19 protein-coding genes and 1 pseudogene are annotated in these 24,031 nt (G+C 39.4%); 16 read left to right on the top strand and 4 right to left on the bottom strand.

Translation table 11 applies throughout. The annotated features are described in order from the left end of the window. Nucleotides 1-7: 7 nt before the first annotated feature. The 3 genes from phnX to IGL31_RS05095 form a co-directional block, all read right to left on the bottom strand. Entirely contained in the window at nucleotides 8-793 is a 786-nt protein-coding gene (gene phnX / locus IGL31_RS05085) for a phosphonoacetaldehyde hydrolase (RefSeq protein ID WP_010727588.1), read from the bottom strand. Further along, nucleotides 786-1,877 (bottom strand): 2-aminoethylphosphonate--pyruvate transaminase, encoded by a 1,092-nt coding sequence (gene phnW / locus IGL31_RS05090; RefSeq protein WP_086300163.1) that lies wholly within the window; start codon nucleotides 1,875-1,877, stop codon nucleotides 786-788. The genes phnX and phnW overlap by 8 nt, the downstream gene beginning before the upstream one ends. 216 nt (nucleotides 1,878-2,093) lie before the next feature. Beyond that, complete coding sequence (locus IGL31_RS05095) at nucleotides 2,094-2,573, bottom strand: arginine repressor (protein WP_002293881.1); 480 nt, start codon at nucleotides 2,571-2,573, stop codon at nucleotides 2,094-2,096. A 358-nt stretch (nucleotides 2,574-2,931) separates the two neighbouring features. On the opposite strand from IGL31_RS05095, the gene rpsB reads away from it, so the two are divergent. From rpsB to rbfA, 15 genes are all read left to right on the top strand, one after another. Then, complete coding sequence (gene rpsB, locus IGL31_RS05100; RefSeq protein WP_002293880.1) at nucleotides 2,932-3,714, top strand: 30S ribosomal protein S2; 783 nt, start codon at nucleotides 2,932-2,934, stop codon at nucleotides 3,712-3,714. A 98-nt stretch (nucleotides 3,715-3,812) separates the two neighbouring features. Next, nucleotides 3,813-4,694: a translation elongation factor Ts gene (gene tsf, locus IGL31_RS05105; RefSeq protein ID WP_002293878.1), complete on the top strand. Its 882-nt coding sequence runs from the start codon at nucleotides 3,813-3,815 to the stop codon at nucleotides 4,692-4,694. Nucleotides 4,695-4,829: 135 nt separating this feature from the next. Continuing rightward, entirely contained in the window at nucleotides 4,830-5,552 is a 723-nt protein-coding gene (gene pyrH, locus IGL31_RS05110) for a UMP kinase (protein ID WP_002293877.1), read from the top strand. Between the two features lie 2 nt (nucleotides 5,553-5,554). After that, nucleotides 5,555-6,112, top strand: coding sequence for a ribosome recycling factor (frr, locus tag IGL31_RS05115; RefSeq protein ID WP_002293875.1), 558 nt, complete (start codon nucleotides 5,555-5,557; stop codon nucleotides 6,110-6,112). Between the two features lie 194 nt (nucleotides 6,113-6,306). Continuing rightward, the gene (locus tag IGL31_RS05120; RefSeq protein ID WP_002294134.1) at nucleotides 6,307-7,119 is read left to right on the top strand and encodes an isoprenyl transferase; all 813 of its coding nucleotides are present in this window, start codon (nucleotides 6,307-6,309) and stop codon (nucleotides 7,117-7,119) included. Next, nucleotides 7,116-7,916, top strand: coding sequence for a phosphatidate cytidylyltransferase (locus IGL31_RS05125; RefSeq protein ID WP_002294135.1), 801 nt, complete (start codon nucleotides 7,116-7,118; stop codon nucleotides 7,914-7,916). The genes IGL31_RS05120 and IGL31_RS05125 overlap by 4 nt, the downstream gene beginning before the upstream one ends. Before the next feature lie 160 nt (nucleotides 7,917-8,076). Then, on the top strand, nucleotides 8,077-9,345 hold the full coding sequence (gene rseP / locus IGL31_RS05130) for an RIP metalloprotease RseP (RefSeq protein WP_002288494.1): 1,269 nt from the start codon (nucleotides 8,077-8,079) through the stop codon (nucleotides 9,343-9,345). Nucleotides 9,346-9,412: 67 nt separating this feature from the next. After that, entirely contained in the window at nucleotides 9,413-11,122 is a 1,710-nt protein-coding gene (locus IGL31_RS05135; protein WP_086300009.1) for a proline--tRNA ligase, read from the top strand. Between the two features lie 211 nt (nucleotides 11,123-11,333). Next, nucleotides 11,334-15,686, top strand: a complete 4,353-nt coding sequence (locus IGL31_RS05140) for a PolC-type DNA polymerase III (protein WP_002319369.1) — start codon at nucleotides 11,334-11,336, stop codon at nucleotides 15,684-15,686. A gap of 144 nt (nucleotides 15,687-15,830) precedes the next feature. After that, nucleotides 15,831-16,304 carry a ribosome maturation factor RimP gene (rimP, locus tag IGL31_RS05145; RefSeq protein WP_002288499.1) on the top strand — a complete coding sequence of 158 codons (474 nt, stop codon included), beginning with the start codon at nucleotides 15,831-15,833 and terminating at the stop codon, nucleotides 16,302-16,304. 23 nt (nucleotides 16,305-16,327) lie between these two features. After that, nucleotides 16,328-17,503 (top strand): transcription termination factor NusA, encoded by a 1,176-nt coding sequence (gene nusA, locus IGL31_RS05150; RefSeq protein WP_002288500.1) that lies wholly within the window; start codon nucleotides 16,328-16,330, stop codon nucleotides 17,501-17,503. Nucleotides 17,504-17,524: 21 nt separating this feature from the next. After that, on the top strand, nucleotides 17,525-17,818 hold the full coding sequence (gene rnpM / locus IGL31_RS05155; RefSeq protein WP_002288501.1) for an RNase P modulator RnpM: 294 nt from the start codon (nucleotides 17,525-17,527) through the stop codon (nucleotides 17,816-17,818). After that, nucleotides 17,815-18,126 (top strand): YlxQ-related RNA-binding protein, encoded by a 312-nt coding sequence (locus IGL31_RS05160; protein ID WP_002288509.1) that lies wholly within the window; start codon nucleotides 17,815-17,817, stop codon nucleotides 18,124-18,126. Before rnpM ends, IGL31_RS05160 begins: the two co-directional genes overlap by 4 nt. A gap of 12 nt (nucleotides 18,127-18,138) precedes the next feature. Further along, nucleotides 18,139-20,445, top strand: coding sequence for a translation initiation factor IF-2 (infB, locus tag IGL31_RS05165; protein ID WP_002288511.1), 2,307 nt, complete (start codon nucleotides 18,139-18,141; stop codon nucleotides 20,443-20,445). Between the two features lie 26 nt (nucleotides 20,446-20,471). Beyond that, the gene (rbfA, locus tag IGL31_RS05170) at nucleotides 20,472-20,819 is read left to right on the top strand and encodes a 30S ribosome-binding factor RbfA (protein ID WP_002294142.1); all 348 of its coding nucleotides are present in this window, start codon (nucleotides 20,472-20,474) and stop codon (nucleotides 20,817-20,819) included. Nucleotides 20,820-20,975: 156 nt separating this feature from the next. Here rbfA and IGL31_RS05175 read toward each other — a convergent pair. Further along, a pseudogene (locus IGL31_RS05175) lies at nucleotides 20,976-21,432 on the bottom strand (carbohydrate ABC transporter permease); the annotation flags it as partial. Nucleotides 21,433-21,596: 164 nt separating this feature from the next. Between IGL31_RS05175 and IGL31_RS05180 the strand changes: the two are divergent. After that, nucleotides 21,597-23,960 (top strand): phosphoketolase family protein, encoded by a 2,364-nt coding sequence (locus IGL31_RS05180; protein ID WP_002297397.1) that lies wholly within the window; start codon nucleotides 21,597-21,599, stop codon nucleotides 23,958-23,960. Nucleotides 23,961-24,031: the final 71 nt, after the last annotated feature.

The raw sequence follows: 24,031 nt of genomic DNA on the forward strand, positions 1-24,031 counted from the left end.
ATAAAAGTCATTCTGGATTCTTGTCAGCGTACAAAATGTATTCTGTTAACTCTTTTAAATTGTTTACACAAATATCAGCGCCAACTTGTTGGAATCTAAGAGCAACAGACTGTTTTAAACGATCTTTTTTCCCCATCTTTAATTTTTGGTACTCATCATAAGAAATCCCCATTAGCGAACTACCTTCAATTACACCTATTGTCAACACTCCGGCATTTTTCCCTTCCTGGATATCTGAGACCGTATCTCCGACTTTGATTACTTCATCAACCGACTTGTTTTTGAAGTACTGCATGTTTTTATGGATCATATAAGGAAACGGTCGACCATACCCTTCGACGTCTTCAGAAGTTGCTATGAAGTCTGGTGAATACCCTTCTTTTTTTGCGGTTTCTGCTACGATTGCCATCATAGGAGCAGTAAATCCAGTCGTGGAACCAATATTGATCCCAGCGTTTCTCAACCGTTCGATCGTTTCCAATGTGTCGGGTTTCAAGGTAGAATGCTGGGCCAAATCTTTAAACAGATAATGTTCAAATTGTTGATACAATTCCTCTACCTCTTTTTCCTGAGGTAGTTGTCCATAAATAGCTATCCATTGTTTTTTGACAGAAGGGAGGGAAAGAAGCTGTTGGATATGATCCCATTTTAATTTTCCCATCGGTTCGCGGATTTCTTTGTCAGTCAGTTGGATTCCTTTTTCTAGAAAAGCATTTCTAAAAGCGTGGACAGGAGCCATACAGCCAAAGTCCACAGTTGTTCCTGCCCAATCAAAAATTACAGTTTTAATCATTAACGTTCTCCTTATAGTCTTTGATAATTGCTGTCAGTTCCAAAATATCTTCCGGATAGATCTCGCCAATATTTCCGATACGAAAACATTCATGATCGCTGATTTTCCCGGGATAGATCACAAATCCGTTTTGCTTTAAATACTGATAAAAATGATTAAAATCAAATCGCCAGTCCTTAGGATAAAGAAAAGAGGTGATGAATGGCCCCTGATATTCTTGAATGAAAGGCTGGAACCCCATCTCTGTCATTTTTTGTCGTAGTACATGATTATTGGCGAGATAACGTGAATATCGAGTTTCGATTCCTCCTTCTGCCTCTAGTTCCTTCAGCGCTTGTTGAAAAGCCAAAACCGTATGGGTAGGGGAAGTGAAACGCCATTTGCCATTCTCGTTTTCCATCACGCGGTACTGGTCATATAGATCAAGTGACAAACTTCGACTCACATTTTTTCGCTTTTCTAGTTCCGCTTTATTAGCAAGTACAAAAGAAAAGCCCGGAACACCTTGAATACATTTGTTTGAGCTGGAAATCAAAAAATCAATCCCTAGTTCGGCTACACGAATCGGTATCCCACCAAAGCTTGACATCGCGTCCACTATAAACAAAAGATCTCTTTCTTGTGTGACAGCAGCAATCTCTTCCAAATTATTCAAAATACCGGAAGTAGTCTCGCTATGGACCATTGCTAGTGCGGAGATAGAGGGATTCTCTTCAATCAGCTGTGTAATCACATGAGCTTGGAGGATTTGATGTTCCGATACCTCATAAACGGTATAGTTCAGTTTCAGACATTCGCACATGTTGATCATTCGTTGTCCATATGTGCCGTTTGAACAAATCAGTACAGTATCTTCTGGCCTGATCACAGAACTTAATACCGATTCTACCCCGAAGGAGCCGCTACCTTGCATTAAGACCGTTGTGTATATTCCTTCCGATACTTGAGCAAGATCCAGTAATTTTTTTCTTATCCATTGTGTAATTTCTTTGTATTCTTGATCCCAAGTACAATGATCGATCAGCATAGCATTTTTCACTGTTTCAGAAGTCGTCAATGGTCCAGGAGTTAATAATTTATACATATGATTTCCTTTCATTTCTTTTTTGAAATACACAAAGAGCAAGAAGCTGCTCTTGTTAACATCCAATATAAATGATGATTATTGTGATTCAATCAAGCTGTTGAAAAATTTGAATAAAAAATGATGTATTTTTGTAAAGAGTGTAAAGGTTTATTTAATAAGGAAAATATTGAAAATAAAAAAACACGCATTCCATATTAGGAATACGTGCTCTGATTAAAAAAGTGATACTTCAGTTGGATGGTGAAGAAATTCTTCTACTCGTTTTGCGTCCTCCTCATTTTCCGAGATGACCATGATCGTATCGAATCCAGCAATTGTACTGACAATAGAGGGAGGTTTGATCTCATCTAAAACAGATGCAAATAAATGAGCATTGTCTGGCAAGGTATTGACGATCGTCAAAAAGTGGACTCGTTCGACTTTCAATACAATGTCTTCAATCATTTGAACCAGCCGATCCTCTTCCTCAGTCCTAGTCTCAGGAGTTCCTTTTTCGCGAAACAATACGAAGCGGGAAACGCCATTTTCATCAGGTGCCTTCACGATTTTTAGATCACGGATATCTCGAGAAATCGTTGCCTGCGTGGCGGTAACGCCATAATGCCCAAGTTTGTTTAATAGTTCTTCTTGCGTACGGATCGGGAATTCTTCAATGACTTGTTTAATCAGCAAATGTCTTTGAGCTTTGCGCATTTTCTTTCTCCTTTACGAAAGATTTCACATGTATCATAACAAAAAAAAGAAGGATTGCCCAATAATATTCGTCTTTTATACCTAAAATTATTTTATGGAAAAAGGATAATAAAGAAACAAAGAGAAATCTACTGTTTTTCTTGAATTCTTTTTATCTTTCAGGTAAACTATTGAATGTTGAGCAGAAAAGTACATTTGCTCTTGCGATACGGATCTTTTGTCTGTATAATAGCTGAGGGTGCTTTATGCATCAGCAAATCCACATTCTTATTGGATTGTCGGTAGGTGCTTGAAAAAGTTTGCCGGCAAGGTAGAAGATAAGAAGAGGAAAAATAAAACCAAATCGGAGGAAACAAACATGGCAGTAATTTCTATGAAACAATTACTAGAAGCCGGCGTACACTTTGGTCACCAAACTCGTCGCTGGAACCCAAAAATGAAGAAATATATCTTCACAGAAAGAAACGGAATCTACATCATTGACTTGCAAAAAACAGTTAAATTAGTAGATGCAGCTTATGATTACATGAAGAGCGTTGCTGAAGAAGGTGGCGTAGCATTATTCGTAGGTACAAAAAAACAAGCACAAGAAGCAATCAAAGAAGAAGCAACTCGTGCAGGACAATACTTCGTTAACCATCGTTGGTTAGGCGGAACATTGACAAACTGGGATACTATCCAAAAACGTATCAGCCGTTTGAAACAAATCAATGCAATGGAAGAAGATGGAACTTTTGAAGTTCTACCTAAAAAAGAAGTTGCTGGTTTGAACAAAGAACGTGAACGTCTTGAAAAATTCTTAGGCGGTATCGCTGATATGCCAAGAATCCCAGATGTAATGTACATCGTTGACCCACGTAAAGAACGTATTGCTGTTCAAGAAGCACACAAATTAAATATCCCAATCGTAGCTATGGTTGATACAAACTGCGATCCAGATGAAATCGACGTAGTAATCCCTTCAAACGACGATGCAATTCGTGCCGTTAAATTGATTACTTCAAAAATGGCTGATGCTTTCATCGAAGGAAACCAAGGTGAAGATCAAGTAGTTGAAGAAGATTTCACAGAAGAAAACACAGCAACATCAATCGAAGAAATCGTAGATGTTGTTGAAGGCGACAATTCTTCAGCAGAATAATTTTGAATGATGGAGCTGTTTCAAAGGCTGGGCGACAAGCCTCACTCTCCTTTGAAGCAGCTTTTTTTAAAAAGAAAAACACACAGGAGGAGTTAAACATGGCAGACGTTACAGCTAAAATGGTAAAAGAACTACGCGAAATGACTGGCGTAGGAATGATGGATGCGAAAAAAGCATTAGTTGAAGTAGAAGGCGACATGGAAAAAGCAGTTGATCTTTTACGTGAAAAAGGAATGGCAAAGGCTGCGAAGAAAAATGACCGCATTGCAGCTGAAGGATTGGCTTCAGTTGCTGTGAAAGGTAACACTGCAGCAATCGTTGAAGTAAACTCAGAAACAGACTTTGTTTCTAAAAACGAAATGTTCCAAGATTTAGTAAAAGAAATTGCAGAACTTGTTGCTGAAAACAAACCAGCAGACATGGAAGCTGCAATGAAAATCAAAACAGATAAAGGTACAATTGAATCTGACTTGATCGAAGCAACTCAAGTTATCGGAGAAAAAATCAGCTTCCGTCGCTTTGAAGTTGTAGAAAAAGACGACAATGCTGCATTTGGTGGATACTTGCATATGGGCGGACGTATTGCCGTATTGACTGTTCTAGATGGAACAACTGACGAAACAGTTGCAAGAGACGTAGCTATGCACGTAGCAGCTATCAATCCTCGTTATGTAAACGAATCACAAATTCCAGAAGCTGAATTAGAACATGAAAAAACTGTTCTTACAGAACAAGCATTGAACGAAGGCAAACCAGCGAATATCGTTGAAAAAATGGTAGAAGGACGCTTGAAGAAATTCAAAGCAGAAATCGCTTTGGTGGACCAACCATTCGTTAAAGATCCTGATATGACTGTTGAAAAATACGTTGCATCAAAAGGCGCAACTGTTAAAACATTCGTACGTTTCGAAGTTGGCGAAGGTATCGAAAAACGCGAAGATAACTTTGTAGAAGAAGTTATGAGCCAAGTGAAAAAATAATTCTGTTGAATAACAGACGGGAACGCACGGTTTGTGCGCTCCCTTTTTTTAAGCAAAACAAGAAAAACCAGTCTTAGAGTGTCGAAATCATCTAAGTATGGTAAAATGGCAATAGAAAATATTGGAGGAATGAACATGGTCACACCGAAATATCAGCGTGTAGTCTTAAAATTGAGTGGAGAAGCTTTAGCTGGGGATGCAGGATTTGGAATCAAACCACCAGTAATCAAAGAAATCATCCAAGAAATCAAAGAAGTTCACGAGCTGGGCGTTGAAATGGCAATCGTTGTGGGCGGCGGAAATATCTGGCGCGGACAAATCGGAGCACAAATGGGCATGGAACGTGCTCAAGCTGATTACATGGGTATGTTAGCTACAGTTATGAATGCCTTAGCTTTACAGGATACGTTGGAAAACGTGGGTGTACCGACACGCGTGCAAACTTCGATTGAAATGCGTCAAATCGCAGAGCCATATATTCGCCGTAAAGCAGAACGTCATTTAGAAAAAGGACGGATCGTTATCTTTGCAGGCGGTACCGGCAACCCGTACTTCTCGACAGACACAACAGCAGCATTACGCGCGGCAGAAATCGGCGCAGATGTTATCCTGATGGCTAAAAACAATGTAGACGGTGTTTATTCTGCTGATCCGAAAGTAGATGCAAATGCAGTGAAATTTGAAGAACTGACTCATCTGGAAGTTATTGCCAAAGGATTACAAGTCATGGATTCAACTGCAAGTTCACTAAGCATGGATAATGATATTCCACTGCTTGTCTTCAATTTAAATGAACACGGAAATATTCGCCGTGCAATCTTAGGCGAAAATATCGGAACAACTGTAAGGGGGAAATAAAAATGGCAGATGCAATTATGACAGAAGCAAAAGAAAAAATGAAAAAAGCAGCACAAAATCTTCAACGTGAACTTGGGCAAATCCGCGCAGGCCGTGCGAACGCTAGCCTTTTGGACCGTATTACTGTGAACTACTACGGTGCGCCAACACCATTGAACCAAATGGCATCAATCCAAATTCCAGAAGCACGTGTTTTAATGATCACACCTTTTGACAAGAGCATTCTTCAAGATGTTGAAAAAGCTATTATGGCAAGTGATATCGGAATCAGTCCAACCAATGATGGAAATGTCATTCGCTTAGTTATCCCGCAACTGACAGAAGAACGCAGAAAAGAATTAGCTAAAGATGTTAAAAAAGAAGCAGAAAATGCAAAAATCGCGATTCGTAACATCCGTCGTGATGCGATCGATGAATATAAAAAACAACAAAAAAATGGTGATATTACCGAAGATGATTTGCGCGGATTAGAAAAAGACGTACAAACATTGACAGATAACAGCATCAAAGAAGTAGATAAGATCGCTGCTGATAAAGAAAAAGAATTATTGGAAGTTTAATAAAATCATAAAAACAGAGGGGCGGATCATTCCGCTTCCTCTGTTTTTATTTATATTTCTTTTATTTAAAAATTAAAAAAAGAAAAAATTATTCAGTTTTTAAATAAAAAAACAATGATTTCATAGGAAAAACAGTTAGATATTGCTATAATACTTAAGATAGTGGGAATCTTTTAAGTATAGGAGGAAAAAGAATGTTACGTTTTTTTCCGCAAAAAAACAAATATATTCAAGAAAAAAGCGAATTTCAATTTAATACCGATGGACCAATTCCTCAGCACATTGCCATCATCATGGACGGCAATGGTCGTTGGGCGCAAAACCGTCGTTTGCCACGAGTTGCTGGCCATAAAGAAGGCATGGAAACAGTAAAGAAAGTCACAAAAAAAGCATCAAGGCTTGGAGTGAAAGTGTTGACGCTTTATGCCTTTTCGACTGAAAACTGGAAGCGACCAAAAGATGAAGTAAGTTTTCTCATGCAACTACCTGTCGACTTCTTTGATACGTTCGTACCAGAATTGATTAAAGAAAATGTCAAAGTTCATGTCATGGGTTATGAAAACGTATTGCCAGAACATACGCAAGATGCTGTAAGACGTGCAATTGAGCAAACAAAAAACAATACTGGAATGGTATTGAATTTTGCTTTGAATTATGGAAGTAGAGCAGAGATCGTGACTGCTGTCCAAGAAATTGCCGAAGAAGTAGCAAAAGGAGAAATACACGCAGAAGAAATCGATGATGAATTGATTGCTAAGCATTTAATGACAGGTTTCTTGCCTAAAGAGTTACAAGATCCTGAGCTGATGATCCGTACAAGTGGAGAAGAGCGAATTAGTAATTTTCTGTTATGGCAGATCGCATATAGTGAGCTGTATTTTACAAAAGCGCTTTGGCCTGATTTTGATGGTGCGCATCTTGAAGAAGCAATCGCCTCTTATCAAAATCGAGACCGTCGATTCGGCGGTGTAAAAAAAACAGAAGATGAGAAAGGGGATCAGTCATGAAACAACGTGTGATCACAGCAGCTGTGGCGCTAGTCTTGTTTATTCCGATTATATGGATCGGAGGCATAGCAGTTGAGCTTACAGCAGCAATCTTAGCGGTAGTAGGAGTTTACGAGCTGTTCCGGATGAAAGGATTGACACTCTTAAGTTTTGAAGGAGTTTTATCCGCCGTTGGTGCAGTGTTACTTGTTTTGCCAAAAGAAAGATGGTTTTTCTTTCTTCCAGAGAATGTAAGTACATTTATGTTATTTTATCTTATAGTTATGATTCTTTTAGGAACATCAGTTATTTCTAAAAATACGTATACGATTGATGAAGCAGGTTTTCCTGTGCTTGTCAGCTTGTATGTGGGAATAGGTTTCCAGAATTTTGTCAATGCACGAACAGAAAGCTTGGCTGTTTTGATATTTGGTCTATTTATTGTTTGGGCAACTGATATCGGAGCATATATGGTTGGTCGACGTTATGGTCAGCATAAGTTAAGTCCTGATATTTCGCCCAACAAAACGATTGAAGGTGCGCTCGGTGGTATCGGTAGTGCTGTTGTAGTCGCATTTCTTTATTTATTGCTATACCCAGCAAAAGAACTATTCAATCATGGTATGTTTGTCATGCTTCTGATGACGATTATTTTTTCAGCAGTCGGACAATTTGGTGATTTGGTCGAATCTGCAATCAAACGTCATTATGATGTGAAAGATTCGGGAAATATCTTACCAGGCCATGGTGGAATCTTAGACCGTTTCGACAGTTTGCTGTTTGTATTTCCTATCATGCATTTATTTGGCATTATTTAGTAAGTATACCTGCGTTTCTTTGTGAATTTCATAAAAGACGCAGGTTTTTATTTTTCATTATATTGATACTATTGGTGTCTTTGGTATACTATGGTAAAATTATAGTGTTTTATCGTTGTTTTATAAAAAACACAAAAAACAAGTAAAGGAGAAAAAAGCTATGAAAACGATTCTGACATTTATCATCGTTTTTGGTATATTAGTGATTGTTCATGAGTTTGGTCATTTCTTCTTTGCGAAACGATCAGGAATCCTCGTTCGCGAATTTGCTATCGGTATGGGTCCGAAAATTTATGGGCATCAAGCAAAAGACGGGACAACATATACGCTTCGCCTATTACCTATTGGCGGTTATGTTCGAATGGCAGGCAATGGGGATGATGAAACAGAAATGGCACCAGGAATGCCTCTTTCTCTTTTACTAAATTCTGACGGCATCGTAGAGAAGATAAATTTAAGTAAGAAAATCCAATTGACAAATGCTATCCCGATGGAATTGAGCCGTTATGATTTAGAAGATGAGCTGACTATCACTGGTTATGTGAATGGAGACGAAACAGAAGTAGTAACCTACCCTGTTGATCACGATGCGACGATTATTGAAAACGACGGAACAGAAATCAGAATTGCGCCAAAAGACGTACAGTTCCAATCGGCTAAATTGTGGCAGCGTATGCTGACCAACTTTGCTGGACCCATGAATAACTTTATTTTGGCAATCCTGTTATTCATCATTCTGGCATTTATGCAAGGTGGTGTTCAAGTGACGAACACTAATCGCGTAGGAGAGATCATGCCTAATGGAGCTGCGGCAGAAGCAGGCTTAAAAGAAAATGATGAGGTAGTCAGTGTGGACGGAAAAGAAATCCATTCATGGAATGATCTGACAACAGTCATTACGAAAAATCCGGATAAAACATTAGACTTTAAGATCGAACGAGAAGGTCAGGTGCAATCTGTCGACGTGACACCGAAATCTGTAGAGTCAAATGGCGAAAAAGTTGGCCAACTTGGTATAAAAGCCCCAATGAATACAGGTTTTATGGATAAGATCATTGGAGGGACGCGTCAAGCTTTCAGCGGTTCATTGGAAATTTTCAAAGCCTTAGGATCACTATTTACAGGTTTCAGTTTAGATAAATTAGGCGGACCTGTCATGATGTACCAATTGTCTTCAGAAGCAGCAAATCAAGGTGTAACAACTGTTATTAGTTTGATGGCGCTTCTTTCAATGAATCTCGGAATCGTCAATCTGCTTCCGATTCCTGCCTTAGATGGCGGGAAATTAGTCTTGAATATTTTTGAAGGGATTCGCGGGAAACCATTAAGTCAAGAAAAAGAAGGAATATTGACATTAGCTGGCTTTGGATTTTTAATGTTGTTGATGGTGCTAGTTACATGGAACGATATTCAACGATTCTTTTTCTAGAAAAAGTTGACAAATAGGGTATAATAACAAACGATAACTATTTTGAGGAAATAAAGGAGTATATAGAATGAGACAATCAAAAATGTTGATTCCAACATTACGCGAAGTTCCAAATGATGCAGAAGTATTAAGCCATCAAATCTTGCTAAGAGCTGGATATATCCGCCAAGTATCAGCGGGTATTTATTCATATCTGCCATTAGCAAATCGTGTATTGGAAAAACTGAAACGCATTATGCGGGAAGAATTTGAAAAAATCGGAGCGGTAGAAATGCTGATGCCTGCCATCTTGCCAGCAGAACTTTGGGAAGAATCCGGGCGTTACGAAACATATGGACCAAACTTGTATCGTTTCAAAGACCGCAATGATCGAAAAATGATCCTTGGACCAACTCACGAAGAAACTTTTACTGATTTGATGCGTAATGAAATCAATTCATATAAGAAATTACCTTTAAATCTTTATCAAATCCAACCTAAATATCGTGACGAAAAACGACCTCGCTTCGGTTTGCTTCGCGGAAGAGAGTTTATCATGAAAGATGCGTATTCTTTCCATGCAACGGAAGAAAGTTTGGACGAGACATATAAAGATTACGAAAAAGCCTACACCGAAGTATTCAAGCGTTGTGGCTTAGAATTTCGCTCGATTATCGGAGACGGTGGCGCAATGGGCGGGAAAGACTCAAAAGAATTCATGGCGATCTCAGAAATCGGGGAGGATACGATCTGTTATTCGACTGAAAGTGATTATGCTGCAAACTTGGAGATGGCTACAAGCTACTATGTATCAAAAAAATCGCATGAAACACAGCTTGAATTGGAGAAAGTAGCTACACCTAACGTAAAATCAATTGACGAAGTAGCAGATTTCTTTTCTGTTGAACCTCAAAAAATCATCAAGTCTGTATTGTTCATTGCGGATGAACAACCTGTCCTTGTTTTGGTACGCGGAGACCATGAAGTCAATGACGTAAAACTGAAAAACTTTTTATCTGCTGACTTTTTAGAAGAAGCAACAGAAGAAGAAGCACAAAAATATCTAGGTGCTGAGTTTGGTTCTGTCGGACCAGTCGGTGTTTCAGATGACGTAAAAGTATATGCAGACCGTTATGTCCAAGATTTAGCGAATGCCATTACTGGAGCGAACGAAACAGGATTCCACTATAAAAATGTGAATCCAGAACGCGATTTCACTGTACTTTCTTATGAAGATCTTCGTTTTGTACAAGAAGGAGATCCTTCACCAGACAACAATGGTGTTCTTGCCTTTACTCGAGGAATCGAAATCGGACATATCTTCAAAATCGGCACTCGTTACAGTGAATCTATGGGAGCAACTGTACTAGACGAAAATGGACGAGAAAAATTTGTGATTATGGGCTGTTATGGTATCGGTGTAAGTCGTTTATTATCAGCAATCGTAGAACAACATTCAGATGAACAAGGAATCAACTGGCCAAAAGGAATTGCGCCATTTGATCTGCATGTCGTCCAAATGAATCTAAAAGACGAATACCAAACAAACCTGACGAATGAACTAGAAGAAGCGATGACAAAAGCTGGCTATGAAGTACTGGTTGATGACAGAAATGAACGCGCAGGAGTGAAATTCGCGGATTCTGATTTGATTGGCTGTCCAATCAGAATCACTGTCGGTAAAAAAGCAGTGGATGGAATCGTAGAAGTAAAAATCAAGAAAACTGGCGAAATGGTTGAAGTACGTAAAGAAGAATTGGCGAATACTTTACCAATCCTCTTGAACCAAGGCGAATAATAAGCGTTAAAACACAGAAAATAAAAATAGCTGAATCAGCTGTTTTTGACAATCTGATGATTCGCTTTTAAAATTGGAACTGCGATTCAAATCGCAGTTCCAATTTTTTAATGTAAAACTCAGAAAAAACGAGTATACTAAAAGGTACTGAAAAAGAAGAGGATAAGATGCGATCAATTGCATTGTTTCTCATCAGAAAGGGCGTATATCTTTGTCAGAAAAACGAGATTTATTTGAAAAACTGTTGGAACAAATCCAATTAGAGGAAGCAGAAAGAAATCATCCACTGCTTACTGCTGGTGAAATGGATAGTGTAGTGGTCCATCGTAAATCGCGTTTATGGGAATTTACGCTGCATTTTTCCAAAATTTTGCCTATTATGCTATATCGGTCATTGACTCAGCATCTGACTATCGCTTTTAAAGATATTGCACAAGTCAAACTGAATATCTTAGCAGATGACCAGACATTCGATGAACAGCTCTTGCAAGATTACTGGGCCCAAGCTTTGGAAAATCAGCAATGCGATACACCACTAGCACAGCAAGTATTGAAAACGCAGGTACCTGTGATAAAAGATCGTAAAGTCATCTTGCCAATCGACAGTACAGGAGCTATTTCTTATTTGAAGCAACAATACTTGCCATTAGTAGAAGAGTTGTTCGTCAGTTACGGATTCCCAAAATTTCGTATCGAACCAGAAGTGGATGAGCAGCAAGCGGAACGAGTATTGAAACTTTTTGAAGAACGCAAACAAGAACAGGCAGAAGCCTTTATGAAGCAAGCAGCTGAAAGTCTAGTTGTCCACGAACAAAAGAAAAAGGAAAGAAAAGAGCAATCGCCAGCTCTTGAAGGACCCATCCAGCTAGGACGAAATATTCCAGCCGATGAACCAACGACACCAATGATCAGTATCGTTGAAGAAGAACGAAGAGTCACACTTGAGGGGTACGTATTCGACAAAGAAGTCAGAGAACTACGTTCAAAACGCAAGATCTTGACTTTGAAAATCACAGATTATACTTCATCATTTATCGTCAAAAAATTCTCGAACGGCGAAAAAGATGAACAAGTATTTGATGCGATCAGTGTCGGTAGCTGGTTAAAGGTACGAGGAAGTATTCAAGAAGATACGTTTGTCCGTGATTTGGTCATGAATGCGCAAGATATCATAGAAGTCAAACATACACCTCGCAAAGATTATGCTCCTGAAGGGGAAAAACGAGTAGAGCTTCATGTTCATAGCAATATGAGTACGATGGATGCAACAAACAGCATCTCTGATCTTGTGGCACAAGCAGGGAAATGGGGACATCGAGCTATCGCCATTACAGACCACGGTGGTGCGCAAGCCTTTCCGGAAGCACATAGTGCTGGAAAAAAAGCAGGTGTGAAAATCTTATACGGCGTGGAAGCGAATGTCGTAGATGATGGTGTCCCAATTGCTTATAATGATGCACATGAAGCATTGAGTGAAGCCACATATGTCGTATTTGACGTGGAAACGACAGGATTGTCTGCAGTATATGACACGATCATCGAGCTAGCCGCAGTCAAAATGTATAAAGGAAATGTGATCGAAAGCTTTGATGAGTTTATCGATCCAGGACATCCTTTGTCACGAACAACGGTAGATCTGACTGGTATCACGGATGAAATGGTTCGAGGATCAAAGTCGGAAGAAGAAGTATTGCGGATGTTCCTTGAATTTTCAAAAGATACAATTTTGGTAGCCCACAACGCGGCTTTTGATATGGGGTTCTTGAATACTAGCTACGCAAGGTATGGTATTCCTGAAGCGGCCAATCCAGTTATTGATACGTTGGAATTAGCTAGATATCTGTATCCTCAATTCAAACGTTTCGGATTAGGTGTGTTATCTAAAAAATTTGGTGTCAGCTTGGAACAGCATCACCGAGCAATCTATGATGCTGAAGCAACTGGTCACTTAGCATGGATCTTTGTGAAAGAGGCAATGGACAATCATAACATGCTTTATCATGATCAGCTAAATGAGCATATCGGAGAAGGAGATTCTTACAAAAGGGCTCGACCTTTCCATGTAACGATTTTAGCAAAAAATCAGGCAGGACTGAAAGATTTGTTCAAACTGATTTCAATGTCGAATGTCGAATACTTCGAACGCGTCCCACGAATACCACGCTCCCAATTGAAAAAGATGCGTGAAAATCTATTGATCGGCTCAGCTTGTGATAAGGGAGAAATATTCGAAGCCATGATGCAAAAAGGGGTAGAAGAGGCAAGAAACCGAGCAAAATTCTACGATTATATTGAAGTTATGCCAAAAGCGGTCTATGCGCCTTTGATCGAGCAAGAATTGGTAAAAAATGAACATGATTTGGAAGAAATTATCCAAAATTTGGTAGAAATCGGAAAAAGTTTGGATAAAATCGTTGTTGCAACAGGTAATGTACATTATCTGAACGAAGAAGATGCCATTTACCGAAAAATTTTGATCAATTCTATGGGCGGAGCGAATCCGTTGAATCGTCATAGTTTGCCGGATGTCCATTTCCGAACAACCGATGAGATGCTAACTGCATTTCACTTTTTAGGGGAAGAAACAGCGAAAGAGATCGTAGTAGAAAATACGAATAAAATCGCAGATATCTGCGAAGAAGTGATTCCAGTCAAAGATGAACTTTATACACCGAAGATTCCAGGTTCAGAAGATGAAATATCAGAATTGAGTTACACAAAAGCAAAACAAATGTACGGAGATCCGTTACCTGAGATCATTCAAAAACGATTAGAAAAAGAGTTGAATTCTATTAATGGTAATGGCTTCTCGGTTATTTATCTGATCGCCCAAAAACTAGTGCATAAAAGTAATGAAGATGGCTATTTAGTAGGTTCACGTGGCTCTGTTGGCTCTAGCTTTGTTGCGACGATGACAGGAATCACTGAAGTTAATCCATTAGCCCCTCATTATTATTGTCCAGAGTGCCAATATTCCGAGTTTTTTGAAGATGGTACGTATGGTTCTGGATTTGACATGCCAGAAAAACAATGTCCAAAATGTGGTGCACGCTTAAACAAAGACGGTCATGATATTCCATTTGAGACATTTTTAGGATTCCATGGAGACAAAGTGCCCGATATTGATTTGAACTTCTCAGGTGATTATCAAGCAGAAGCCCATAACTATACGAAAGTATTGTTTGGCGAAGACTATGTTTACCGTGCCGGAACGATTGGTACAGTCGCCGACAAAACAGCATATGGCTATGTAAAAGGATACGAAAGGGACAATAATCTGCAGTTTCGAAGTGCAGAAGTCGACAGATTAGCAAAAGGCGCTACTGGAGTCAAACGGACAACCGGCCAGCATCCAGGGGGGATCATCGTTATTCCCGATTATATGGATGTCTATGATTTTACGCCGATCCAATATCCAGCAGACGATCAAAATTCAGAATGGAAAACGACTCATTTTGATTTCCACTCGATTCACGATAATGTATTGAAATTAGATATTCTAGGGCATGATGACCCAACTGTTATTCGGATGCTTCAAGATTTATCAGGGATCGATCCACAAACGATCCCTACGGATGACCCGGAAGTGATGCGGATATTTGCCGGTCCTGAAGTACTTGGAGTAAGTCAGGAACAAATTTATTCCAAAACAGGGACATTAGGTATTCCAGAATTCGGCACTCGTTTTGTTCGAGGAATGTTAGAAGAAACGCATCCTACAACTTTTGCAGAACTACTGCAAATTTCCGGACTATCTCATGGTACAGACGTATGGTTAGGAAATGCGGAAGAATTGATTCGACGAGGAGATGCGACACTGGCGGAAGTAATCGGCTGTCGTGATGATATTATGGTTTATTTGATCCATGCTGGATTAGATAGCGGGATGGCATTTAAAATCATGGAAACTGTTCGTAAAGGACAATGGAACAAGATCCCTGATGAATTGCGAGAAACCTATCTATCGGCGATGAAAGAAAATAATGTGCCCGACTGGTATATCGATTCTTGTTCAAAAATCAAATATATGTTTCCGAAAGCCCATGCTGCAGCTTACGTATTGATGGCTCTTCGTGTCGCTTATTTCAAGGTTTATTTCCCTATTTTGTATTACTGTGCATACTTTTCTGTACGTGCAGACGACTTTGATCTAGTCTCCATGTGCAAAGGAAAAGATGCTGTGAAACAAGCAATGAAAGAAATCACGGACAAAGGATTAGATGCTTCCGTAAAAGAAAAGAATCAACTGACAGTGCTGGAGTTAGCCAATGAAATGCTGGAACGAGGATTCAAATTTGGAATGATTGATTTGTATAAATCGGATGCCGTTAACTTTGTTATTGAAGGTGATACGTTGATCGCACCATTTAGAGCTGTCCCAAGTTTGGGAACCAACGTGGCAAAACAAATCGTTGAAGCAAGAAAAGACGGTCCATTTTTATCCAAAGAAGATCTTGCCACCCGCGGTAAAGTTTCAAAAACATTGATCGAATATATGAACGACAATGGCGTATTGAAAGATCTACCAGATGAAAATCAATTATCGTTATTCGATATGCTATAAGCATCTGTTTTCCTGTCTGCTTGTAATTTTAAGCAGAGTATGGTATAGTTCTTATAGGTAATGATACTAACTGTGAGTGAGCGGATTTTTCGCTCACTCTTTTTAATGGAATTACGCACTTAATTTTTTAAGGAGGCGAAACTTTTGAGTAGCGTCGTTGAAACAGTCACAGAAATGGTGACACCGATTTTAGATGAACAAAATTTTGAACTTGTCGAAGTCGAATTTGTAAAAGAAGGAAAAAGCTGGTTCTTACGAGTATTTATTGACAAAGAAGGCGGTATCGATATCGAAGAATGCGCCTTTGTCAGTGAGAAACTGAGTGAAAAACTTGATGCAGCAGATCCAGATCCGATTCCTCAAGCTTATTTCCTGGAGGTATCCTCCCCGGGAGCAGAGCGGCCATTGAAAAAAGAAAGCGACTATGAAAAGGCACTTGGTGATTATGTCCATGTCTCCTTATACCAACCAGTAGATGGCGAAAAACAATATGAAGGATTTCTTCAATCATTTGATGCTGAACAGCTTACATTGAAAATACGCATAAAAACACGAGAAAAAGAATTGACTTTTGACCGAAAAAATATTGCAAAAGCTCGCTTAGCTATCCAATTTTAATCACGGAGAGGAATCAGAAAAAAATGAGTAAAGAAATGTTAAATGCGTTAGACGCTTTAGAAGCTGAAAAAGGGATCTCAAAAGAAATCGTGATCGATGCTTTAGAAGCAGCATTGGTTTCTGCATACAAACGTCACTATGGCCAAGCACAAAACGTCGAAGTGGAATTTGATCAGAAAAAAGGAAAGATCCATGTCTATGCAGTAAAAGAAGTAACGGAAGAAGTGATGGATTCACAGTTGGAAGTCTCATTGAAAGATGCACTTTTAATCAATCCAGCATATGAGATCGGTGATACGATCCGTTTTGAAGTAACACCAAAAGATTTTGGGCGGATCGCTGCGCAAACGGCTAAACAAGTTATTTTACAGCGTGTACGTGAAGCAGAAAGAACGATTATTTATAACGAATTCAGTGCTTATGAAAAAGACATCATGCAAGGAATCGTCGAACGCCAGGATAAACGTTATATTTATGTCAATCTTGGTAAAATTGAGGCAGTTCTTTCTAAACAAGATCAAATGCCAAATGAATTTTATCAACCACATGATCGAATCAAAGTTTATGTTTCCCGAGTAGAAAATACGTCTAAAGGTCCGCAAGTATTTGTTAGTCGCAGCCATCCAGACCTATTGCGCCGCTTATTTGAGCAAGAAGTACCAGAAGTCTATGATGGAATCGTTGAAATTGTCAGCATCGCCCGTGAAGCTGGCGATCGTTCAAAAGTGGCAGTTCGCTCAAATGATCCAAATATCGATGCAGTCGGTACATGTGTCGGGCCAAAGGGACAACGAGTTCAAGCAATCGTCAATGAATTAAAAGGCGAAAACATGGATATCGTCGAATGGAATGAAGATCCAGCTGTATTCATTGCAAATGCATTGAATCCTGCACAAGTCATGGATGTGATCTTCGATGAGACAAATCCAAAGGCCTGCACAGTTGTCGTTCCAGACTACCAATTATCGCTAGCAATCGGTAAACGCGGACAAAATGCACGTTTAGCTGCTAAATTGACTAACCATAAAATCGATATCAAATCAGAATCTGACATGACGGAATTTTATGAAAATCAAGAACAACAAAAAGAAACAGAAGAACTGCATGATGAAGCAATCGTTCAGTCAGATTTAACAGACGATGAATATGAAACAATTGCATTCAACAATGAAACGGTCGAAGAAAAACCAGAAGCTTAACTTTAGTAAGGAGGCAAAGAGATGAAACAAAGGAAAATTCCTTTACGCAAATCCGTGGTTTCAGGTGAAATGAAACCTAAAAAAGAGATGGTCCGAATCACCCGTTCAAAAGAAGGGGAAGTATCGATCGATCCAACTGGAAAAATGCCTGGACGAGGAGCGTATGTCTCACTTGAGCCGGAAGAAGTACAACAAGCTTGGGATAAAAAAATTCTCGATCGAGTACTCGAAACAACATTAACAGATGAGTTTTATCAAGAACTTCTTGACTATGTCACTCACCAAAAAGCACGTAAAGAGTTATTTGGAAAATGAATACAGTTAATCGGCAAAAAGCCATGAATCTCATCGGTCTAGCGATGCGCGCGGGAAAACTAATCACGGGTGAAGAACTGACCATTGCTGAAATCCGCAAACAAAAAGCAAAATTGGTGTTTGTGGCAACCGATGCAAGCGAGAATACAAGAAAAAAGATAAAAGATAAGAGTTCATATTATGAAGTTCCTTGCTTTGAGCTATTTTCTGAAGCAGAAATCACGCAGATGATCGGAAAACCTCGCAAGGTATTCGGAATAATGGATGCCGGATTTGCGAAGAAGACCAAGGAGCTAATTGAAGGTTAGGAAGGTGATTGCATGGGCAACAAAAGAATCTATGAATTAGCAAAAGAACTCAAAAAATCTAGTAAAGACGTCGTGGAAAAAGCACAACAACTTGGCATCGATGTGAAAAACCATATGGGTGCGATTACTAGCAATGATGAGAAGAAATTGCAACAAGCGTTCAAAAACCCAAGCACGAAACAACAAGCTGCACAACAAGCAAGCAGAAAACCAGCCAATCAACAGCCGAACGATCAACGTAAAAAAGAAACAACGAACAATCAACAAAAAAATAAAAATAACCGCAGTTATCAAGATCGCGGTCAAGGGAGCGGTCAAGTGAATCAAGGAAAAAAACCAACAACAAACCAAAATAATACGGGAAATACCAGCAGCCAAAATCGTCAAGGAACGAGCCAAGGCGGCAATCAAAACCGTACTAACAATAACAACAAACCAAACAATAACAATCGCGGCAAATTTAATAATAATAACCGTAATCGTTATAATAAAAAAGGTAAAAAAGGCAAACAGCAACAATCAACTAAACCAGCTGTACCACCACGCAAATTCCGTGAATTGCCAGATGTATTAGAGTATACTGAAGGTATGAACGTAGCAGATATTGCGAAAAAAATTCATCGTGAGCCAGCAGAAATCATTAAAAAATTATTTATGCTTGGTGTCATGGTCAATCAAAACCAAGCACTGGATAAAGATACGATTGAACTGTTAGCGACGGACTATGGCATGGAACCACAAGAAAAAGTCCAAGTTGACATTGCTGATATCGATAAATTCTTCGAGGCAGAAGAAGTCGATCCAGATAAATTAGTCTCACGTCCGCCAGTCGTAACGATTATGGGACACGTAGACCATGGGAAAACAACTTTATTGGATACATTACGCCATTCACGTGTAACAAGCGGCGAAGCCGGCGGAATCACACAGCATATCGGTGCCTACCAGATCGATATTGATGGTAAACCAATCACTTTCTTGGATACACCAGGACATGCGGCCTTTACAAGTATGCGTGCACGTGGAGCAAGTATCACAGATATCACGATCTTAGTTGTTGCTGCAGATGATGGCGTCATGCCACAAACAGTTGAAGCAATCAACCATGCCAAAGCTGCAGGCGTTCCAATCATCGTCGCTGTAAATAAAATTGATAAACCAGGTGCAAACCCTCAACATGTTATGCAAGAATTAAGTGAGTATGAGTTAATTCCTGAAGCATGGGGTGGAGAAACGATCTTTGTTGAGATCTCAGCGAAATTCGGCCAAAACATCGAAGAATTGCTGGAAATGATCCTGTTAGTCGCAGAAGTAGAAGATTTAAAAGCAGATCCAACACAACGCGCAATCGGAACAGTGATCGAAGCACGTCTTGATAAAGGTAAAGGTCCTGTGTCAACCTTACTTGTCCAAGAAGGAACACTTCATGTTGGTGACCCAATCGTTGTCGGTAATACTTACGGACGTGTCCGTGTAATGACAAACGATCTTGGCCGTCGCGATAAAGAAGCAGGACCTGCAACGCCAGTAGAAATCACTGGCTTGAATGATGTACCTCAAGCAGGTGACCGTTTCGTAGTCTTCGAAGACGAAAAGACAGCACGTGCAGCGGGTGAAGAACGCGCGAAACGTGCATTATTAGAAAACCGTGCTGCCACAAGCCGTGTGACTTTGGATAACTTATTTGAAAGCCTGAAAGAAGGCGAATTGAAAGAAGTTAACGTAATCATCAAAGCAGATGTACAAGGTTCAGCAGAAGCACTGGCTGCATCATTGAAGAAGATTGATGTGGAAGGTGTCCGTGTAAAAATCGTCCATTCAGCTGTCGGAGCAATCAATGAAAGTGATGTAACCTTAGCAGCAGCCAGCAACGCTATTATCATCGGTTTCAACGTTCGTCCTACACCGCAGGCAAAAGTGCAAGCTGATACTGAAGAAGTCGATATTCGTCTTCACCGTATCATCTATAAAGCCATCGAAGAAATCGAAACTGCGATGAAAGGGATGCTAGACCCTGAATTTGAAGAAAAAATCACCGGTCAAATGATCGTTCGTGAAACCTTCAAAGTTTCTAAAGTTGGTACGATTGCAGGTGCCTATGTAACAGAAGGATATATTCGTAGAGATAGCGGTGTCCGTGTAATCCGTGACGGAATCGTAATCTATGAAGGCCAACTTGCAAGTCTGAAACGATTCAAAGATGACGTGAAAGAAGTCAAAATGGGTTATGAATGTGGTGCAATGATTGAAAAATTCAATGACATCAAAGTAGATGACGTAATTGAAGGATTTATCATGGAAGAAGTCAAAAATGACTAAAAACTGATAAAAGGAGGCCAATCATTATGGCTAACTACCGTGACCGCCGAGTCGGTCAAGAAATCTTAAAAGAAGTCAATGATATTTTGCGCAAAAAGGTCCGTGACCCTCGTGTGGAGAACGTAACGATCACAGATGTGAAAGTTACGGGGGACTTACAGCAAGCAACGATCTATTACAGCATTTTATCTGACTTAGCATCAGATAAGAAAAAAGCACAAGATGGATTGAATAAAGCATCAGGATTGATTCGTCGAGAGTTAGGGCACAATCTAAGTATTTATAAGACACCTGAATTGTTCTTTGAACTTGATGAATCAGTTGTCTATGGCAACCATATCGATGAATTGCTTCGCGACTTGAACAAAGACTAATCAAAAAATCCCGCAAATCCTGTGAAATCAGGGGTTGCGGGATTTTTTTGTTTTCATTAAGACGTATTACCTAAGAGTTCCATGACTTTAGTCTTGCGGCGTGTCAGCTAACCAAAAAAGAGAAAAAGAAAAGTAAAAAATTCGACTTTCTTTTTTCTAGTAGTATATAAATTTTTGCATATAGATAAAGATCAAGATACCGATAACGGAAGCTAGATTGTAATCTATTTTAGTGACAGTCAGGTATAGCCAAGTAACTAGAAGATCAGTGGAACCTGCACCATAAAAGTTTGAGTTTGTCGGTCCGTTGACAGTTAAAAGAAAAATCACGTTGAAGTTATTGATATTTCCGATTACGCCGCTTCGATTTGGTCACGATCCAAATTTTGGATAATCCCTGTAGAAATTAGCATAGTAGCTGGGATACCAATTCACATATTGACAAAGATAACAGAGACTTTTACATAAAACGGATCAATCAGGAAAGGAATTGCTCGATCCAGCCCCAGTTTTCCAGCAATGTGTTAACTGGCCCAGCGTCATTCAGCAAATTATGCATGATGAGGAGCGAAATGAACTGCGGAACAGCCATTGTGATAACGACAAGTTTTTTGGATCAATGTAAAAAACGTCAGCGAAAGGAAAAATTTCGTGGTTTTTTATACCTGTTCATTTGGCTAGATATAAAATCCAAACAAATGAACAGAAGTGCTTATTAGGTTTCAATTGGGAGTATCTGCGCTAGAATAAGAGTAATAATGAAAAGGAGTGTTATGTATGGATTATTCTAGTAAAGAATACTTTGATAAAATGACGGCTTGGTGGCGTGCTGCTAATTATCTTTCTGTTGGGCAACTTTATCTTAAAGATAACCCCTTACTGAGACGTACACTGAAACCAGAAGATGTCAAAAAACATCCAATCGGTCATTGGGGAACGATTCCTGGCCAAAATTTTATTTATGTCCATTTGAACCGAGTCATCAATAAATATGATTTGAACATGTTTTATATTGAAGGGCCAGGACACGGCGGACAAGTCATGGTATCGAATGCTTATTTAGATGGAAGTTACACAGAGATCTATCCAGAAGTAACGGAAGATGAGACAGGAATGCAAAAATTATTCAAACGATTTTCATTTCCTGGAGGCATTGCTTCTCATGCAGCACCAGAAACACCAGGTTCTATCCATGAAGGCGGAGAGCTTGGATACTCTCTTTCACATGCAGTCGGAGCTGTATTAGACAATCCTGAAGTAATCTCTGCTGTCGTGATTGGTGATGGTGAAGCAGAAACCGGTCCTTTAGCTGGAAGCTGGTTCTCAAATGTCTTTATCAATCCAGTGATAGATGGAGCTGTTTTACCGATCCTTCATTTAAATGGTGCAAAAATAGCCAACCCAACGATCTTGGCACGTAAATCAGATGGAGAATTAGCAAATTACTTTAACGGACTTGGCTGGGAACCTTTCTTTATTGAAGGAAATGATTCAGAAAAATTAAATCCTGTTATGGCTGAAAAAATGGATCAAGCAATCGAGAAAATTAAATCCATCCAAAAAGAAGCTCGCCTGAAGACAGCAACAGATGTCGTGATGCCAAAATGGCCAGTATTGATCGTACGCACACCAAAAGGATGGACCGGTCCAAAAGAATGGGACGGGGAACCAATTGAAGGAACCTTCCGAGCACACCAAGTACCGATTCCTGTAGATCAAGAACATATGGATCATGCAGATGCTTTACTCCGTTGGCTGAAATCCTATGAACCAGAAAAATTATTTGATGCACAAGGACGTATTTTAGAAGAAATCAGAGAAATCGCGCCTACTGGTGACCAAAGAATGGCAAAAAATCCTATCACCAATGGTGGAATCGATCCAAGACCGCTTATTATGCCAGATTGGAAAAAATATACTTTGCAATTTGAAAAACCAGGCTCCGTTAAAGCAGAAGATATGACCGAACTTGGTAAATTCGTTCGCGAGATCATTGAGAAAAATCCAGAAAATTTCCGTATATTTGGACCAGATGAAACAAAATCAAACCGATTGAATCAAGTTTTCAAAACGACAAATCGCCAATGGATGGAAAAAATCGAACCAGAAAATGATGAATGGCTTTCGCCATCTGGTCGCGTCATCGACAGTCAATTATCGGAACACCAAGATGAAGGGTTCTTAGAAGGGTACGTTCTGACTGGACGGCATGGTTTTTTTGCAAGTTACGAATCATTCTTGCGAGTGGTTGACTCTATGTTGACTCAGCACTTCAAATGGATGCGGAAATCACATGACCTTTCTTGGCGAAATGATTATCCTTCGCTAAATCTCATTGCAAGCTCAACAGTCTTCCAGCAAGATCACAATGGATATAGCCACCAAGATCCAGGAATATTGACACATTTGGCAGAAAAGAAGGCGGAGTTCATCCGTGAATATCTGCCTGCGGATGCAAATACATTGCTCGCAGTCATGGATAAAGCATTCCGCTCGTCAGAAAAAATCAATTTGATCATCTCTTCCAAACATCCGCGTGCTCAATTTTACTCAGCAGAAGAAGCAGCCGTCTTAGTGAATGAAGGCTTGAAAATCATTGATTGGGCTTCGACAGCAAAAGAGGAGGAACCTGAATTGGTCATTGCTGCTGCAGGAACGGAATCTAACTTAGAAGCATTAGCAGCTGTAACTTTGCTGCTGGAAGAATTCCCAAAACTGAAAATTCGGTTCATCAATGTCGTAGATTTATTGAAATTACGTCATCCAAGTCAAGATCCGCGTGGGTTGAGCGATGAAGAATTTGATCAATATTTTACAAAAGACAAACCGATCTTATTTGCTTTCCACGGTTATGAAACATTGGTCCGCACGATTTTCTTTGATCGTCATAACCATCATTTAATGATTCATGGCTACAAAGAAAATGGAGATATCACGACACCATTTGACATGCGTGTAGTAAATGAACTTGATCGTTATCATTTGGCAAAAGACGCAGCTTTAAAAATCAAAGGAAGTCAAGCAGAAGATTTTGCGAAAAAAATGGATCAGAAATTACAAGAACATCAAAACTATATTCGTGAAAATGGTATTGATCTGCCAGAAGTATTGGATTGGAAATGGAAAAATCTTGACCAATAAAATGATAAAATCGATCCCGCAAAACAGAATTTTTTACATTGATTAAGAAACTGAAAAAATAAATAAAAAAA

Origin of the sequence: Enterococcus sp. MSG3290 (genome assembly GCF_050555565.1) — a bacterium.
Lineage (GTDB): Bacteria > Bacillota > Bacilli > Lactobacillales > Enterococcaceae > Enterococcus_B > Enterococcus_B faecium.